At 65.0% G+C, this 16279-nt stretch carries 14 protein-coding genes; 9 read left to right on the plus strand and 5 right to left on the minus strand.

Annotation, left to right across the window (positions count from 1 at the left end; genetic code table 11):
* Nucleotides 1-38 precede the first annotated feature (38 nt).
* Nucleotides 39-1199, minus strand: a complete 1161-nt coding sequence (locus tag ACGYLQ_RS16850) for an S-(hydroxymethyl)glutathione dehydrogenase/class III alcohol dehydrogenase (protein WP_276155334.1) — start codon at nucleotides 1197-1199, stop codon at nucleotides 39-41.
* 111 nt (nucleotides 1200-1310) lie between these two features.
* Here ACGYLQ_RS16850 and ACGYLQ_RS16855 point away from each other — a divergent pair, with 111 nt between their 5' ends.
* On the plus strand, nucleotides 1311-1895 hold the full coding sequence (locus ACGYLQ_RS16855; protein ID WP_067548310.1) for a HutD family protein: 585 nt from the start codon (nucleotides 1311-1313) through the stop codon (nucleotides 1893-1895).
* Here ACGYLQ_RS16855 and ACGYLQ_RS16860 read toward each other — a convergent pair.
* Nucleotides 1856-3214, minus strand: coding sequence for a formimidoylglutamate deiminase (locus ACGYLQ_RS16860; protein ID WP_276155333.1), 1359 nt, complete (start codon nucleotides 3212-3214; stop codon nucleotides 1856-1858). The two genes, ACGYLQ_RS16855 and ACGYLQ_RS16860, sit on opposite strands and share 40 nt — an antisense overlap.
* Before the next feature lie 87 nt (nucleotides 3215-3301).
* On the opposite strand from ACGYLQ_RS16860, the gene hutI reads away from it, so the two are divergent.
* The 4 genes from hutI to hutU are packed head-to-tail and all read left to right on the plus strand — an operon-like array spanning nucleotide 3302 to nucleotide 8509.
* Entirely contained in the window at nucleotides 3302-4513 is a 1212-nt protein-coding gene (gene hutI / locus ACGYLQ_RS16865) for an imidazolonepropionase (protein ID WP_276155332.1), read from the plus strand.
* Nucleotides 4510-6048 (plus strand): histidine ammonia-lyase, encoded by a 1539-nt coding sequence (hutH, locus tag ACGYLQ_RS16870; protein WP_276155331.1) that lies wholly within the window; start codon nucleotides 4510-4512, stop codon nucleotides 6046-6048. The genes hutI and hutH overlap by 4 nt, the downstream gene beginning before the upstream one ends.
* On the plus strand, nucleotides 6045-6845 hold the full coding sequence (hutG, locus tag ACGYLQ_RS16875) for an N-formylglutamate deformylase (RefSeq protein ID WP_276155330.1): 801 nt from the start codon (nucleotides 6045-6047) through the stop codon (nucleotides 6843-6845). The genes hutH and hutG overlap by 4 nt, the downstream gene beginning before the upstream one ends.
* Complete coding sequence (gene hutU, locus ACGYLQ_RS16880) at nucleotides 6842-8509, plus strand: urocanate hydratase (protein WP_276155329.1); 1668 nt, start codon at nucleotides 6842-6844, stop codon at nucleotides 8507-8509. Before hutG ends, hutU begins: the two co-directional genes overlap by 4 nt.
* A gap of 39 nt (nucleotides 8510-8548) precedes the next feature.
* Here hutU and ACGYLQ_RS16885 read toward each other — a convergent pair whose 3' ends face one another.
* Nucleotides 8549-9688, minus strand: coding sequence for a DSD1 family PLP-dependent enzyme (locus ACGYLQ_RS16885; RefSeq protein ID WP_276155328.1), 1140 nt, complete (start codon nucleotides 9686-9688; stop codon nucleotides 8549-8551).
* 29 nt (nucleotides 9689-9717) lie between these two features.
* Nucleotides 9718-10407 (minus strand): UTRA domain-containing protein, encoded by a 690-nt coding sequence (locus tag ACGYLQ_RS16890; RefSeq protein WP_276155327.1) that lies wholly within the window; start codon nucleotides 10405-10407, stop codon nucleotides 9718-9720.
* A gap of 194 nt (nucleotides 10408-10601) precedes the next feature.
* Between ACGYLQ_RS16890 and ACGYLQ_RS16895 the strand changes: the two genes are divergently transcribed.
* Genes ACGYLQ_RS16895 through ACGYLQ_RS16910 form a run of 4 tightly spaced genes read left to right on the plus strand, consistent with a single transcriptional unit; the run spans nucleotide 10602 to nucleotide 15122 of the window.
* Entirely contained in the window at nucleotides 10602-11558 is a 957-nt protein-coding gene (locus tag ACGYLQ_RS16895; protein WP_276155326.1) for an ABC transporter permease, read from the plus strand.
* Nucleotides 11559-11571: 13 nt separating this feature from the next.
* Entirely contained in the window at nucleotides 11572-12420 is an 849-nt protein-coding gene (locus tag ACGYLQ_RS16900; protein WP_276155353.1) for an ABC transporter permease, read from the plus strand.
* Nucleotides 12421-12423: 3 nt separating this feature from the next.
* Nucleotides 12424-14055, plus strand: a complete 1632-nt coding sequence (locus tag ACGYLQ_RS16905) for an ABC transporter ATP-binding protein (RefSeq protein WP_276155325.1) — start codon at nucleotides 12424-12426, stop codon at nucleotides 14053-14055.
* Nucleotides 14052-15122 carry a succinylglutamate desuccinylase/aspartoacylase family protein gene (locus tag ACGYLQ_RS16910; protein ID WP_276155324.1) on the plus strand — a complete coding sequence of 357 codons (1071 nt, stop codon included), beginning with the start codon at nucleotides 14052-14054 and terminating at the stop codon, nucleotides 15120-15122. The genes ACGYLQ_RS16905 and ACGYLQ_RS16910 overlap by 4 nt, the downstream gene beginning before the upstream one ends.
* Here ACGYLQ_RS16910 and ACGYLQ_RS16915 read toward each other — a convergent pair.
* Entirely contained in the window at nucleotides 15119-16279 is a 1161-nt protein-coding gene (locus tag ACGYLQ_RS16915) for a 2Fe-2S iron-sulfur cluster-binding protein (RefSeq protein ID WP_276155323.1), read from the minus strand. The two genes, ACGYLQ_RS16910 and ACGYLQ_RS16915, sit on opposite strands and share 4 nt — an antisense overlap.

Raw genomic sequence — 16279 nt, forward strand, 5'->3', positions numbered from 1 at the left:
AGGGCAAAAATATCAGAATTAAAGGCAAAATCTCATGTTTAAGGGCAAAGCACAGCCGTTGATTTGGTTGGATTTCTCATCTCACAATTAAGGGCTACGCGACAGCTCCGGATGCTCTCGCCCGCGTGCATCATCTCGAAGCCCTTGTTGATCTCTTCCAGCTTCAGAATATGCGTGATCATCGGGTCGATCTCGATCTTGCCGTCCATGTACCAGTCGACGATCTTGGGCACGTCGGTGCGCCCGCGCGCGCCGCCAAAGGCGGTGCCTTTCCATGTGCGGCCCGTGACCAGTTGGAAGGGGCGCGTGGCGATTTCGGCGCCGGCGGGGGCGACGCCGATGATGACGCTCTCGCCCCATCCCTTGTGCGATGCCTCGAGAGCGGTGCGCATGACGCCGACATTGCCGGTGGCATCGAACGTATAGTCGCCGCCGCCGGTCAGCTCGACCAGGTGGCCGAGCAGATCGCCCTTCACCTCATTCGGGTTGACGAAATCGGTCATGCCGAAGCGCTTGGCCATCTCGACCTTTTGCGGGTCGATATCGACGCCGACGATCTGGCTGGCCCCCGTCATGCGCAGGCCCTGGATGACGTTGAGGCCGATCCCGCCGAGACCGAAAACGATGGCGCGGCTGCCGATCTCGACCTTGGCGGTGTTGATGACCGCGCCGATGCCCGTCGTGACACCGCAGCCGATATAGCAGACCTTGTCGAACGGCGCATCCTTGCGGATCTTGGCCAGCGCGATCTCGGGCAGGACGGTGTGGTTCGAGAAGGTCGAGCAGCCCATGTAATGCAGGATCGGCGTGCCATCGAGCATGGAGAAGCGGCTGGTCCCGTCGGGCATAACGCCCTTACCCTGCGTCGCGCGGATCGACTGGCAAAGGTTCGTCTTGGGGTTCAGGCAATACTCGCACTCGCGGCATTCGGGCGTGTAGAGCGGGATCACGTGATCGCCCACTTCCAGCGAGGTGACACCCTCGCCCACCTCGACGACGACGCCCGCGCCCTCATGGCCGAGGATCGCAGGGAACGCGCCCTCGGGATCGGCGCCCGACAGGGTGAAGTCGTCGGTGTGGCACAGGCCCGTCGCCTTGATCTCGACCAGAACCTCGCCCGCCTTGGGGCCGTCCAGGTTCACTTCCATGATTTCCATGGGTTTTCCGGCCTCAACGGCTACGGCGGCGCGTGTTCTCATTGCAGATGTCACTTGAAGTTATGTATAGACATATAAGGCGTCACCACGTTGCAGAAAGCGTGACTGGCCCCGTCAAGCATTTGGCGTCATCTGGGATGAAAGGAAGAAATCATGCAGCTGCTGAAGGGCGTCGATCTGGTGGAGGTGCCGTGGAAGAACGGCGGCGGCATCACCCGCAATATCGCAGAAGGCAAGACGGCGCTTGGCCCGACATGGCGACTGAGCCGGGCTGATGTGGCCGGGGATGGGCCTTTCTCGAATTTCGCGGGGCTGCGGCGGGTACTTACCGTTATCTCCGGCGCTGGCATGGACCTTTTGCACACGGATGGCACCTTGCGCGCCGATCCGCTAAAGCCGGTGGCGTTCGATGGGGGCCTGCCCGTCACGGCGCGCCTGCTGGACGGGCCGCTGACCGATCTGAACCTGATGTTCGACCCGGCCCATTGCGACGGCGCCGTGCGCCTGTTGCGCGGCGCGGCCGTGCAGGACGTGGACCCCCCGTCTGGCGGGCTCACGGCAATCCACGTCGTTCAGGGCCGCCCGCGGATCGCGGGCGACGCGCTGGCTGTCGCGGATACCGCGTTCTTGACCGGGCCTGCTGATTTGCAACTGGCCGAGAGCGACGCTCTGCTGGAGATATCCTTGCGGTATCTCGATCAGAGTGCTGCCATCACACTGTCCATTGCGGCCCGATAGCGCGCGACGATACCCTCGCGCGCGACATGCCTGCCGCCCTGAACCATGTGGCGCCCGGCGGACCAGACATCGGTCACGGCGGCGTCCGTCGCGGCAAAGACCAGACCATCGAGCAACTGGTGGCGCGGCAGCGCCATCAACGCGGTATCATGGCTGTCGATCGCAACCAGATCGGCCAGCTGGCCCACCGCGATCGTGCCCGCCTTGCGGCCCAGGGCCTGCGCCCCGCCGCGCGCCGCGCCGGTATAGAGCATGTGACCGACCGACCCTTCCTCGACGACCATGACATTGCGCGCCATGTCGCGCAGGCGCTGCGAATATTCCAGGGTGCGCAACTCCTCGGTCAGTGAGATCCGCACGTTGGAGTCCGACCCGATGCCGAAGGCCCCGTGCGCCTGCAGATAGGCGGGCCCGTTGAACGGGCCATCGCCCAGATTGGCCTCGGTGATCGGGCAGAGGCCCGCAACCGCGCCTGAATGGGCCATCGCCCGCGTTTCGGCATCGGTCATGTGGGTGGCGTGGATCAGGCACCATTCCGGCGTGACATCGGCATTCGCCAACAGCCAGTCCACAGGGCGCGCGCCCAACCACGCCTCGATATCGGTGACCTCCTTGGGCTGCTCGGCGATGTGGATATGGACGGGGCCGCCCTCATGCGCGGCCAGCGCGGCCGCCAGATCATCCGGCGAGGTGGCGCGCAGAGAATGGGGCGCGATGCCGACGCGGCAATCCTCGGGCAGATCTGCCACCGCTCGGCGCGCATGCGCGACCAGATCGCCGAAACGATCCACCGAATTGCCGAACCGCGCCTGCCCCTTCTGCAAGGGCATCTGCCCGGCGCCGCCATAAGTATAAAGCACCGGCAGATGTGTCAGGCCGATACCCGATACCTGCGCGGCGGCAGCGATACGCGCCGAAAGCTCCGCCAGATCGTCGTAAGGCGCGCCGTCCGGCTGGTGGTGCAGGTAATGAAACTCGCCGACGCTGGCATATCCCGCCTCTTGCATTTCGAGGAAAACGAAAGCCGCGATCGCCTCGATGTGCTCGGGCGTCAGATGCGCGGTAAAGCGATACATCAGATCACGCCACGTCCAGAAACTGTCCTTTCCGGCTGCGCGATACTCGGTCATGCCTGCGATCGCTCGCTGAAAGCTGTGGCTGTGAAGGTTGGCGAGCGCGGGCAGAAGCGTGTCGACGCACTGGTCATCCGGCGCCGCGCTGGCACCCACGCTCAGCCCAGTGATCGCCCCCCCATCGACGCTCAGCCGGACATCGCTGGCCCATCCATCCGCCAAGAGTGCCTGTTTTGCGAAAATCATTTGACTGCCTTTCCAAAGTTTATGTATAGACATATATAGCGCTTCATCCGGTTGGAAAAGCGAAACCTCAGCCATATCGGACAGATTATGACAGATAGCAAAACTCTCTACGTCGATTTGACCGCCGCGACGATGAGGCAGACCGATGAGGCCTACGGCCTGATCCCGAATGCCGCCATCGCGGTCGAAGCGGGACGAATCGCATGGACGGGGCCGCTGGACGATCTGCCCGGCGAATATGAGGCTACCTCGCGCACACCGCTCGGCGGCCGCCTTGTCACGCCGGGCCTGATCGATTGCCACACGCATATCGTGCATGGCGGGGACCGCGCGGGCGAGTTCGAGATGCGCCTCAACGGTGCCAGCTACGAAGAAGTCGCGCGCGCCGGGGGCGGCATCGTCTCGACCGTGACCGCGACCCGCGCGGCGGATGAAGCGGCGCTGATCGCGAGCGCCCTGCCCCGTGTCGACACGCTTCTGGCCGAGGGGATCTGCTCGCTCGAGATCAAGTCGGGCTACGGGCTCGACGTCGAGACCGAGCTTCGGATGCTGCGCGCCGCGCGGGCGATCGAGCGCGAGCGCCCTGTGCGCGTGCGCACCTCCTTTTTGGGCGCGCATGCCGTGCCGGCGGAATATGCGGGCCGCGCCGATGCCTATCTGGACGAGGTCTGCATCCCGGCGCTACGCGCCGCGCATGAGGAAGGTCTGGTCGATGCGGTCGACGGTTTCTGCGAAGGCATCGCCTTCTCGCCCGAGCAGATCGCCCGCGTCTTCGATGTGGCTCAGGAGCTGGGCCTGCCGCTCAAGCTGCATGCCGAGCAGCTGTCGAATCTCGGCGGTGCGAAGATGGCGGCAAGCAATGGGGCGATGTCCGCCGATCATATCGAGTATCTGGACGAAGACGGCGTCATTGCGATGGCTAATGCCGGAACCGTCGCCGTCATCCTGCCCGGCGCCTTCTACACCATCCGCGAGACGCAAACGCCGCCCATCGAGAGCCTGCGTAAGCATGGCGTGCCGATGGCCCTGTCCACCGACAACAATCCCGGCTCGTCGCCGCTGACGTCGCTTCTGCTGACGATGAACATGGCCTGCACGCTGTTCCGCATGACCCCCGAAGAGGCGCTGGCCGGCGCGACCCGCAATGCGGCCGCCGCGCTGGGGCTGGATGATTGCGGAACCATCGCCGAGGGCATGCGCGCCGATCTGGCCGTATGGGACATCAAGGCACCGGCCGAACTGAGCTATCGCATCGGGTTCAACCCGCTTCATTCCCGCATCTTCGGAGGCAATTCGTGACCACGCTCACCCTGACACCCGGCGCCGTGACGCTAAACCACCTGGCACAGATCTATTGGGACGAATGCGCCGTGCGCCTCGATCCCGCGAGCCATCCGGATATCGAGCGCGCCCATGCGCGCATCGCCCGCGCCGTCGCGGGGACGGATGCCGTCTATGGCGTCAATACCGGCTTTGGCAAGCTGGCCTCCGTCAAGATCGCGTCCGAGGACACGGCTACGCTGCAGCGCAACCTGATCCTTTCGCATTGCTGCGGCGTCGGCCCCGCCATTCCGCGCCGCATGGCGCGGATGCTGATGGCGCTCAAGCTGCTCAGCCTCGGGCGGGGCGCCTCGGGCGTCCGGCTGGAGCTGGTCGCCCTGATCGAGGCGATGCTGGACAAGGGCGTGACGCCCGTGATCCCGGCGCAAGGCTCGGTTGGGGCCTCTGGCGATCTGGCGCCGCTGGCACATATGGCAGCCGTGATGATGGGGCATGGCGAGGCCGAATTCGGTGGAGATGTGATGCCCGGCGGCAAGGCGCTGGCCGCGGCCGGTCTCAGCCCGATCGAGCTTGGCCCGAAGGAAGGCCTCGCGCTGATCAACGGCACGCAATTCTCCACCGCATTCGCGCTGGCGGGCCTTTTCGGCGCATGGCGCGCGGCACATTCCGCGCTGGCCACATCGGCGCTGTCGACCGACGCCATCATGGGCTCGACCGCGCCGCTGCAGCCCGAGATCCACAGCCTGCGCGGCCATCGCGGCCAGATCGAGGCAGGCGAGACGATGCGCGCGCTTCTGGAGGGCTCCGAGATCCGAGAGAGCCACAGGGACGGCGATGCGCGCGTACAGGATCCCTATTGCATCCGCTGCCAGCCGCAGGTGACCGGCGCCGCGATGGATGTGCTGCGGCAGGCCGCGCAAACCCTCGAGATCGAGGCAAACGCGGCGACGGACAATCCGCTGGTCCTGACCGAAGCCGATCTCATTGTATCGGGCGGAAACTTCCACGCCGAGCCGGTCGGCTTTGCCGCCGACATGATCGCGCTAGCGATTGCCGAGATGGGTGCCATTGCGCAACGCCGTGTCGCGCTGATCGTCGATCCCGTGCTCAGCCACGATCTTCCGCCCTTCCTGACGCCGCGCCCCGGCCTCAACTCGGGCTACATGATCGCCGAGGTCACGACAGCGGCATTGATGAGCGAGAACAAGCATCTGGCAAATCCCTGCGTCACCGACAGCACGCCCACCTCCGCCAACCAGGAGGACCATGTCAGCATGGCCGCGCATGGCGCGCGCCGCCTCACGCAGATGCTGGAGAACCTCAATCGCATCCTCGGGGTCGAGCTTCTCTGCGCGGCGCAAGGTGTCGATTTCCGCGCGCCGCTTGCCACCAGCAGCGCCCTGCAACGCATCGTGACGCGTGTGAGGCAAGAGGTCGAGACGCTGGGCGATGACCGCTACATGGCCCCCGATTTGGAGCGCGCGGCGCAGCTGATCGCCACGGGCGCCATCATCGACGCGGCAGGCACCCCGATGCCGGAGTTGGGCGCATGAGTCCGGTCGAAATCACCCGCGGCGATAGCCCCATTGTTCTCGGACTGCCGCATACCGGCACCTACGTGCCGGATGCCATCGCGGCAGATTTGAATGACCGCGGCCGCGGCCTCGACGATACCGACTGGCATATTCACCGGCTTTACGAGGGACTGCTGCCGGATGCCACGATCGTGCGGGCAACCTTCCACCGCTATGTGATCGACGCCAATCGCGATCCGTCGGGCGCGTCCCTCTATCCCGGTCAGAACACTACCGGTCTCGTGCCGCTGACGGATTTCGACGGGCATGACATCTGGAACCGCGCGCCTGACGAGACCGAGATCGAGGAGCGGCGCATTGCCTACCACGCGCCTTATCATGCGGCGCTCAAGGCCGAGCTGGACCGCGTCAAGGAGATCCACGGCGTCGCGATTCTTTACGACTGCCACTCGATCCGTTCGGAAATCCCGTTCCTCTTCGATGGTGTGCTACCCGATTTCAGCATCGGCACGAATATGGGTGAGACCTGTGATCCGGCCATCGAGCGCGCCGTGCGCGAGGTCTGCGGGGCCGCAGACGGCTATACCAGCGTGCTGAACGGGCGGTTCAAGGGCGGCTGGACCACGCGCCATTATGGCCAGCCGCCGACCGGCATTCACGCAATCCAGATGGAGCTGGCGCAGTCCACATATCTCGGGGCCGAGGCCGCGCCCTGGCCCTATGACGATGCCAAGGCCGCGCGCCTGCGCGCCCATCTGACAGACATCCTGACCAAACTGGCTGACCTGGCCCCCACACTGAAAGGCAAAGCATGAGCGATCCCCGCAAGAACACGCGCGACATCTACCCCGCCACCGGCACCGACATCACGGCGAAAAGCTGGATGACCGAAGCGCCGATGCGCATGCTGATGAACAACCTGCATCCCGATGTGGCCGAGAACCCGCATGAGCTTGTCGTTTATGGCGGCATCGGGCGCGCCGCGCGCACATGGGACGATTTCGACACCATCGTGGCCAGCCTCAAGGATCTCGAAGAGGACCAAACGCTGTTGGTGCAATCGGGCAAGCCCGTGGGCGTATTTCAGACGCACAAGGACGCGCCGCGGGTGCTGATCGCCAACTCGAACATCGTGCCGCATTGGGCGACTTGGGATCATTTCAACGAGCTCGATAAAAAGGGTCTGGCGATGTATGGCCAGATGACCGCCGGCAGCTGGATCTATATCGGCAGCCAGGGCATCGTGCAGGGTACATACGAGACCTTTGTCGAGGCAGGCCGCCAGCATTACGATGGCAACCTCAAGGGACGCTGGATTCTGACCGGCGGCCTCGGCGGCATGGGCGGCGCGCAGCCTCTGGCGGCCGTGATGGCCGGCGCCTGCTGCCTCGCGGTCGAATGCAACCCCGACAGCATCGATTTCCGCCTGCGCACCCGCTATGTCGATGAAAAGGCCGAGACGCTGGACGAGGCGCTGGAGATGATCGAGCGCTGGACCAAGGCGGGCGAGGCCAAGTCGGTCGCCCTTCTGGGCAATGCCGCCGATGTCTTCCCCGAGCTGGTCCGCCGCGGCGTGCATCCCGATATCGTCACCGATCAGACCAGCGCGCATGACCCCGTGAACGGCTATCTGCCGCAGGGCTGGACGATGGCCCAATGGCGCGACAAGCGCGAGAGCGATCCCAAGGCCGTCGAGAAAGCCGCCCGCGCCAGCATGAAGGTGCATGTCGCCGCGATGGTCGATTTCTGGAACGCGGGCGTGCCCACGCTCGACTATGGCAACAACATCCGCCAGGTCGCGCTGGAAGAGGGGCTGGAAAACGCCTTTGCCTTCCCCGGTTTCGTGCCCGCCTATATCCGCCCGCTTTTCTGCCGCGGCATCGGCCCCTTCCGCTGGGCCGCCCTGTCGGGCGATCCGGAGGATATTTACAAAACCGACGCCAAGGTGAAGGAGATCCTCTCGGAGGACACGCATCTGCACAACTGGCTGGACATGGCGCGCGAGCGGATCAGCTTCCAGGGCCTGCCGGCGCGCATCTGCTGGGTCGGCCTCGGCGTGCGTCACAAGCTGGGCCTCGCCTTCAACGAGATGGTCCGCAATGGCGAGCTGAAGGCGCCCATCGTTATCGGCCGCGATCACCTCGATTCCGGCTCGGTCGCCTCGCCGAACCGCGAGACCGAGGCGATGAAGGACGGCTCGGACGCAGTGTCCGACTGGCCGCTGCTCAACGCGCTGCTCAATACAGCGTCGGGCGCCACCTGGGTATCGCTGCATCACGGCGGCGGGGTCGGCATGGGCTTCAGCCAGCATTCGGGCATGGTGATCTGCTGTGACGGCTCCGAAGATGCGGATCGCCGCATCGCGCGCGTTCTCTGGAACGATCCGGCCACCGGCGTCATGCGCCACGCCGATGCCGGCTACGACGAGGCGCTGGACTGCGCCCGCGAACAGGGCCTGAACCTGCCCGGCATCCTCTGAGCCAATGCGCCGCCGGGGCCCTCCCCGGCGGCGGTCCCGCTACCAGCCCCCGAAGCGCTCCCATTGCATGAGCGGACCGCCCTTGGCGGGAATGACATTATAGTGCCCATGCTGCGACGCGGTCGCGCAGGCATGGTTGGGCAGGATGCGCAGGCGCGTGCCGATGGGAAGAGCCGGCATCGCTGCGCTTGATCCGGGCCGCAGTGCGATCGTCCCATGCTCCTGACTTGTCTGGGTGACGATCAGATCGGGGATCGGGCGCCCCGCCTCGTCGCAGACCAGACCATAGCCTTGATCCACCTCCTGTGCCGCCGTGCCGCGATCGCGCGACATGGCCATCCATCCCGCATCGACCATGATCGAGCCGCGCGCGGGCTGATGGCCGATCACCGTGGTCAACACCGACAGCGCGATATCATCCACCGCGCAGGCGCCGATACCCGCCATCACCAGGTCGAAAAAGACATAGACGCCTGCGCGCAGCTCGGTCACGCCGGTCAGATCCTGCGCCGCATGGGCCGTGGGCGTCGATCCTGCGCTGACAATGGGGCATGGCAGGCCCGCCGCGCGCAGCGCCTCGGCGGCCCGCACTAATGCGGCGCGCTCGACCTCGGCAAATTCGGCCTGCGCGGCATGGCCCACGGCACCATAGCTCTGGCCCGCATGACAAAGGACGCCCGCCAACTCGGCGCCGCCCTGATGCAGGATGCGCCCGATCTCGATGATCTCGGGATCGTCTGGCACCAGCCCGCTGCGATGGCCGTCGCTGTCGATCTCGATCAGCGCGGGAATGGCGATGTCCGCCTGCGCCGACGCCTCCGCAACCGCGCGCGCCTGCATGGCGGAATCCACCAGGACAGTCAGGCGGCATCCGGCGCGGTGCAGGTCCAGAACCCGGTCCAGCTTGTTCAGCGCGATGCCCACGCCATAGGTGATGTCGCGGATCCCGGCCGCGGCGAACACCTCGGCCTCGGCGAGGGTCGAGACCATGGCAGACCCTGTGCCGCCGGCCAGCATCCGGCGGGCCACCTCTATCGACTTGCCAGTCTTGAGGTGCGGGCGCAGCGGCACTTCAAGGCTGGCTGCGTGACCCTCAAGCCTCTTGATGTTGCGCATCATCCTGGCCTCGTCGACGATCAGACAGGGCGTAATCAAGGGCGCGAGCGGCTGAATGCTCATGGCGGATCCTTTCGTTTCAAGGAGTGCGTTCAATAGCGCGTGGTCATGCGATGGCCGGGGCGATAGGCCAGCTTGACGAAGGTGTTCGCGCTGCCTTCAAACCATGTGGCCCGCTCGACCGTAAAGAGCGGATCGCCCGGCTGGCAGCCGAGATGCCCGGCCATACCGGCATCGGCCAGCGTGGCGGAAAAGCTGATCTCGGCCGTCGAGAAGGGAATGGTCGAAACCAGCCATTCATTGGGCCCGACCTGCGAGAAGTCGGCATCTCGCGCCTGCGGCAGAACCTCGAGATTGATCCAGCGATCCTCGTGCTGGAACGGATCGCCATCGGCGTAATGCATGCAGACGAGGTGCAGCGCGTCGGCCCCCTGCCCCAGCTGAAGCCGCGTGCGCAGCCAGTCGGGCGCAGTCTCGATGCTGCGCGACGCTAGGCTGTAGCGATATTCGGCGCCCTTGTCCTCGATCTCGCGGCGCACAAGCGGAATGTCGAAACGCGCCTGCCGGATCGGACTTGCGCGGACTCGCGTGCCTGCCTTGCGCCGCCGCTCGATCAGGCCGTCATCCGCCAGCTCGCGCATAGCGCGGTTCACGGTCGCGCGGGCGCAGCCATAGGTTTCCGCAAGCTCGATCTCGTTCGGGATAAAGCTGCCGGGCTGCCAATGGCCGCTGGTGATCTTGGACAGGATGTCCGATTTCACATCCTTGTAAGTGGCATTCATCGGGCAAGCCTTCGCATAAGTTCGCGCTATTGCAGTTATAGTCTATATCTTATCCCACACCAAGCCTGCGGCGCGACCTTGTAGATATTCTAAACGACGGCGCTTCAAGCCTGCGCTTGCGGGGCTAGGCGACCTCAATCACCCTATATATAGTCTAGACATAAACGGAATCCCTTGGACAAGAAGCGGTTTAGATGCGGACTATCCTGTCGATCATTCTGAAAAGACTGCTGGTCGGATGCATGACGCTTTTCGTCGTGACGATCATCATCTTCGGCGCCATCGAAATGCTGCCCGGCGACATCGCGACCGAGGTTCTTGGCCAGGCCGCGACCGAAGAAAGCCTGAACGCCTTTCGCGAGAAATACGATCTGAACCGGTCCCTGCCCGCGCGCTACCTGTCATGGCTTGGCGGCGCCGTCACGGGCGATTTCGGCATCAGCCTCGCCAATCAGCGCCCCATCTCCGAACTGATCGGCCAGCGCGCGGCCAACACGTTTTTCCTTGCAGGCTATGCCGCCGCGATCGCGGTTCCGATCTCCGTGGTGTCGGGCATGCTGGCCGCGCTCTATAACGGATCTGTCTTCGACCGGATACTCAGCAGCTCGACTTTGGCCGCGATCTCGTTCCCCGAGTTCTTCATCGCCTATATCCTGATCCTGATCTTTTCGGTGGCATTCGGCTGGTTTCCCAGCCTCGCCAATGTCGATCCCGGCACGGGCCTCGGCGAGCGGCTTTACCTGACGTTTCTGCCCGCGATGACGCTGACGCTGATCGTGCTGGCCTACATGATGCGCATGACTCGGGCGGCGATTCTGAACCTCTTGGCTCTGCCTTATATCGAGATGGCGCATCTGAAGGGGATGAAGCGCTGGCGCGTGATCGCGGTTCATGCCCTGCCCAATGCGCTCGCGCCGATCATAAACGTGATCGCGCTGAACCTTGCCTATCTGATCGTCGGGGTGGTGCTGGTCGAGGTGGTCTTCGTCTATCCCGGCCTGGGTCAGATCCTGGTCGATGCGGTGTCGAATCGCGATGTGACCGTGGTGCAGGCCGCCTGCCTGATATTCGCGGCCACCTACATCATTTTGAACCTCGCGGCGGATATCCTGTCGATCATCGCCAATCCCCGCCTTCTGCACCCGAGGTAGCGCCGTGAACGAAATACTATACACCTTGCGCGGCGCGCCGGTTTCGGCTTGGATCGGCATCGCGATCATCGGTCTCTACGCCGTCCTGGCCATTGCCGCGCCGCTGCTGGCCCCCTATCCCGAGGCGGCCTCGGTGGGTGCGCAATATCAGCCCTGGGCCGCGCCACATTACCTTGGCACCGATGCGCTGGGGCGCGACGTGCTCTCGCGTCTGATCTACGGCGCGCGCAATACGGTTGGCATCGCGCTGGCCACAACGGCGCTGGCCTTCCTTCTAGGCGCGACCATGGGCCTTCTGGCCGCTACCCTCGGCGGATGGTTCGACGCGATCAGTGCGCGCGTGGTCGATGTGCTGATGGCGATCCCGGCGCTGATCTTCGCGCTGCTCATCCTGACCATCACCGGTACATCGGTCCTGGCCCTCATCTTCGTCATCGCCATCCTGGACAGCACCCGTGTCTACCGCCTGTCGCGCGCCGTCGCCCAAGGCATCCTGACAATGGATTATATCGAGGTGGCGCGGATGCGCGGCGAGGGCCTGTGGTGGCTGATCCGCAAGGAGGTGCTGCCCAATGCCGCGGCGCCCCTGATCGCGGAATTCGGCCTGCGCTTCTGCTTTGTCTTCCTCTTCATCTCGGCGCTGTCATTCCTCGGCCTCGGCATCCAACCGCCCACCGCCGACTGGGGCGGCATGGTCCGCGAAAGCGCCAAGCTGATCGGCTTTGCCGATTTCTCGACCTGGCAGATGGCGACATTCGGCCTTGCGCCGCTGCTACCAGCCGGGGCCATCGCGCTGCTGACCATCGGGGTCAACCTGATCGTCGACTGGGTGCTGCACATGTCCTCGGGCCTCAAGGAGTAACGCATGAGCGATCTGCTGCTGGAGATGACCGATATCCGTATCGAGGGACGCTCCGACCGGGCATGGAAGCCCATCATCAAGGGTGTCGATCTGGGGCTGAGGCGCGGCGAGATCCTGGGCCTCATCGGCGAGAGCGGCGCCGGCAAATCGACGCTGGGCCTCGCCGCCATGGGCTATACCAAGGGCGGCTGCCGGATCAGCGGCGGCTCGATCAGGTTCGACGGGCAGGAGCTGGTAGGTGCGAATGCCAATACCCTGCGCAAGCTGCGCGGCAAGCGCATTGCCTATGTCGCGCAATCCGCGGCCGCAGCCTTCAACCCAGCCTACAAGCTGATCGACCAGTATTCCGAAGGCCCGGTCAAGCATGGCGTCATGAGCCGCGCCGAGGCGCAGCGCGATGCGGTCGAGCTCTATCGCAAGATCCGCCTGCCGGACCCCGATCAAATCGGCTTTCGCTATCCGCATCAGGTCTCGGGCGGGCAGCTTCAGCGCGCGATGACGGCGATGGCCATGTCCTGCCGCCCCGATCTGATCGTTTTCGACGAGCCGACGACCGCGTTGGACGTGACCACCCAGATCGAGGTTCTGGCCGCGATCCGTGACATCGTGCACGAATACAATACCGCCGCGATCTACATCACGCATGATCTGGCGGTCGTCGCGCAGATGGCCGACCGGATCAAGGTGCTGCTACGCGGCGAAGAGGTCGAGGATGCGCCCGCACGCGACATGCTGGCCGATCCCCAAGAGGACTACACCAAGTCCCTCTGGGCCGTTCGCGAATTCCGCCGCGATCCCCTGCCCCCGCAGGAGGAAGGCATCGCGCCGCTGCTGGAAATCGAGCGGGTCACGGCAGGCTATGGCGCAGTCACGGTCCTCAAGGATATCGACCTGACGATCACGCGCGGATCGACCGTCGCGATCGTCGGCGAAAGCGGATCGGGCAAGTCCACCCTCGCGCGTGTCGTGATGGGCCTCTTGCCGCCGTGGCAGGGCTCGATCGAATTCGACGGCACGCCCCTGCCCGCCTCGAGCCGGGATCGCACGCCTGATCTGCAACGCCATGTGCAGATGATCCACCAGATGGCCGATACCGCGCTGAACCCCAAGCAGCGCATCCGCGAGGTGCTTGGCCGGCCGCTGGAGTTTTTTCTCGGCCTCAAGGGCGCCGCCAAGGAGGCGCGCATCCGCGAGCTGCTCACCCTGATCGAGCTCGATCCGGACGAATTCATCGACCGCTTGCCCGGCGAGCTGTCAGGAGGGCAGAAACAGCGCGTCTGCATCGCCCGCGCACTGGCGGCCGAGCCCGAATTCATCATCTGCGACGAGGTGACTTCCGCACTCGATCAGCTGGTCGCCGAGGGCATCCTGCGCCTTCTGGACCGGCTGCAGCGCGAGATGAACCTGACCTACATGTTCATCACGCATGATCTGGCGACGGTTCGCTCCATCGCGGATACCGTGGTGGTGATGCAACGCGGCGTCATCGTCGAGCAGGGCACCAAGGACGACATCTTTACGCCGCCCCACGCCCCCTATACCGAGCTTCTTCTGTCATCGGTGCCTGAAATGGATCCCGAGTGGCTGACCCGGCTTCTGGCCGCCCGGGGCGAAAGCGGGCAAGGCGCGTCATGATGGGTCTTGCGTTCGGCACCTTGTCATCGCCCCTCGATCTCGATGCCGCTGGCAAGCGGGCGGGGCAATACGGCCTGACGCATTCGGGCAACCGGCACGCCTTTTCGGCAATCCGCGCACCGCTGGGCGTGATACGCGGCGAGGATGGCCCCACCGCCCTGATCTGCGGCGGCAACCATGGCGACGAATATGAAGGGCAGATCATCGCCCGCCGGCTCTTCGAGCGGCTCGAGCCCGAAGATCTGCACGGCCGCCTCATCCTCGCGCCCGCGCTCAACATGCCTGCGATCGAGGCCGTCAGCCGCACATCGCCGCTGGATGGCGGCAACCTGAACCGCTCCTTCCCCGGAGAGGCCCATGCCGGCCCCACCCGCGAGATTGCAGGTTTCGTGGCCACGCAGCTCATGCCGCTGGCCGATATCGCCATCGACCTGCATTCGGGCGGGACGGGCACCGCCTATCTCGACGCCGCCTATCTTTGCCTTTCGGGCGATGCGGCCCGCGATGCGCAAACGCGCGCCATGGCCACGACAATGGGCCTGCCTTTCGCGATGGTCGTGCCGCCCGGCGACACACCCGGAGATTTCGACGGGGCCGCTCATGCGGCGGGCTGCGCCATGCTGTCCTGCGAGCTGGGCGGTGAGGGCAAGGTGTCACGGCGCGCGCTAGAGGCAGGCTGGCAGGGCGTCTTGCGCGTGCTGGTTGACGCGGGCATCCTGCACGAGGCGGCAGCGACGCGTCTGGGGGCGGGACCCGCGCCGCAGACGCGGTTTCTGGATCTCGGCGCCGCTTCGGCGGCTGTTACATCGGATCACCACGCGCTTGCCGAGCCGCTGGTTGCGTTGGGCGAGGCGGTCAGCGCTGGTCAGCCTATCGCCCGCCTACGCGATCTGCATCGTCTGGACGTTTCGGCCATTGACCTGACCGCGCCCGTCGCAGGCATTGTCGCCATTCAGCGTGCGGGCGCGATTGTCGCGCCCGGCGATCATCTTTGCGTTATCTGCCCGGAACTCTCCGGCACGGCACTGGATGCTCTGCTGGAGCAGACCGCGCGCTGCGCGGGCTAGATATCCAGCACCACCGGCCCCTTGGGACGGGCGCAGCAAATCAGCACCTCCCCCGGAGCGGGCGGGTTCAGTGGATCCTCGAAATATTCGACCTCGCCCGAGATCAGCGCGCATTTGCACGTGTTGCAGATCCCCGCACGGCAACTGAATTCAGGCGCGAGGCCCGCAGCCTCGGCCAACTCGAGCAGGGACGCGGATTCTCCGTCCCATGTTGCCGCCTTGCCGGATTTGCGAAACGTCACATCGCCCGCCACTGCGAAAGGCGCCGCTTTCGGGGCCAGCTCGACTGCGGTTTCATCGCTGGCCCAGGCATCGGGGTTGGTCAGGAAGGTCAGCGAGCGGATCGAGGCCGCCGCCTTCGACGCGGCCTGCGATGGCGCAACGGAGGACGCGGGGCTCACCTGATCCAGTGACATCGCCTTGCCGAAAAACTCGTAAGCGATCCGGTCCTTCGGGATGCCCAGCTCCTGGAGCAACTGGTACATCGCCGCCATGAACGGCACAGGGCCGCACATGTAGGCCTCGTAATCACCGATCGGGACATGGTCTTGCAGGAATGCCTTGTCGATCACCCCCTCGGCGTGAAAGCGCGCGTCGCGACGATCCTCCTCGGAGGGCGTGCGATAGACAAAGAATGCGTGGATATTTTCGCCCGCCAATGCCTCGACCTCGTCACGCAACGCGTGGACCGCACCATTCTCGCAAGCATGGATGAAATAGACGTCGCGCCCGCTATCCTTGAGGCTGTGCAGCATCGACACAAGCGGCGTCAGCCCGACCCCGCCCGACAGGAGCAGAACGGGACGGCGGCTTGTCTCGTCGAGGACGAAACCGCCGCGCGGGGCCGCGATCTCGATCTGGTCGCCTTCCTGCACCCCGTCGTGAAGCCAGCACGATCCCACGCCATCGGGCGCGCCGCCCTGCCCCGCCTCGCGTTTCACCGTGATGCGGTGGGCCTGCCCGTCGGAAACATGGTTCGAGACCGAATAGGTCTTGAGCACCGGAGCGTCCGCGCCCGGCACCCGCAGCGTCAGGTATTGACCGGGCAACGGAGACCAGAGCGGCGCCCCATCCGCCGGCTCGAGATAAAAGGAGGTGATGATGTCGCTCTCGCGCAGCTTGCGAGCGACCCGGAACGCGCGGAAACCGCCAGCCAT

It is taken from the genome of Sulfitobacter sp. 1A12779 (assembly GCF_043557315.1).
Lineage (GTDB): Bacteria > Pseudomonadota > Alphaproteobacteria > Rhodobacterales > Rhodobacteraceae > Sulfitobacter > Sulfitobacter faviae.

Coding starts and splice junctions, on each gene's coding strand:
- ACGYLQ_RS16850 (WP_276155334.1), bottom strand. CDS start 1,199: ATGAGAACACGCGCCGCCGTAGCCGTTGAGGCCGGAAAACCCATGGAA.
- ACGYLQ_RS16855 (WP_067548310.1), top strand. CDS start 1,311: ATGCAGCTGCTGAAGGGCGTCGATCTGGTGGAGGTGCCGTGGAAGAAC.
- ACGYLQ_RS16860 (WP_276155333.1), bottom strand. CDS start 3,214: ATGATTTTCGCAAAACAGGCACTCTTGGCGGATGGATGGGCCAGCGAT.
- hutI (WP_276155332.1), top strand. CDS start 3,302: ATGACAGATAGCAAAACTCTCTACGTCGATTTGACCGCCGCGACGATG.
- hutG (WP_276155330.1), top strand. CDS start 6,045: ATGAGTCCGGTCGAAATCACCCGCGGCGATAGCCCCATTGTTCTCGGA.
- hutU (WP_276155329.1), top strand. CDS start 6,842: ATGAGCGATCCCCGCAAGAACACGCGCGACATCTACCCCGCCACCGGC.
- ACGYLQ_RS16885 (WP_276155328.1), bottom strand. CDS start 9,688: ATGAGCATTCAGCCGCTCGCGCCCTTGATTACGCCCTGTCTGATCGTC.
- ACGYLQ_RS16890 (WP_276155327.1), bottom strand. CDS start 10,407: ATGAATGCCACTTACAAGGATGTGAAATCGGACATCCTGTCCAAGATC.
- ACGYLQ_RS16895 (WP_276155326.1), top strand. CDS start 10,602: ATGCGGACTATCCTGTCGATCATTCTGAAAAGACTGCTGGTCGGATGC.
- ACGYLQ_RS16905 (WP_276155325.1), top strand. CDS start 12,424: ATGAGCGATCTGCTGCTGGAGATGACCGATATCCGTATCGAGGGACGC.
- ACGYLQ_RS16910 (WP_276155324.1), top strand. CDS start 14,052: ATGATGGGTCTTGCGTTCGGCACCTTGTCATCGCCCCTCGATCTCGAT.
- ACGYLQ_RS16915 (WP_276155323.1), bottom strand. CDS start 16,279: ATGGCTGGCGGTTTCCGCGCGTTCCGGGTCGCTCGCAAGCTGCGCGAG.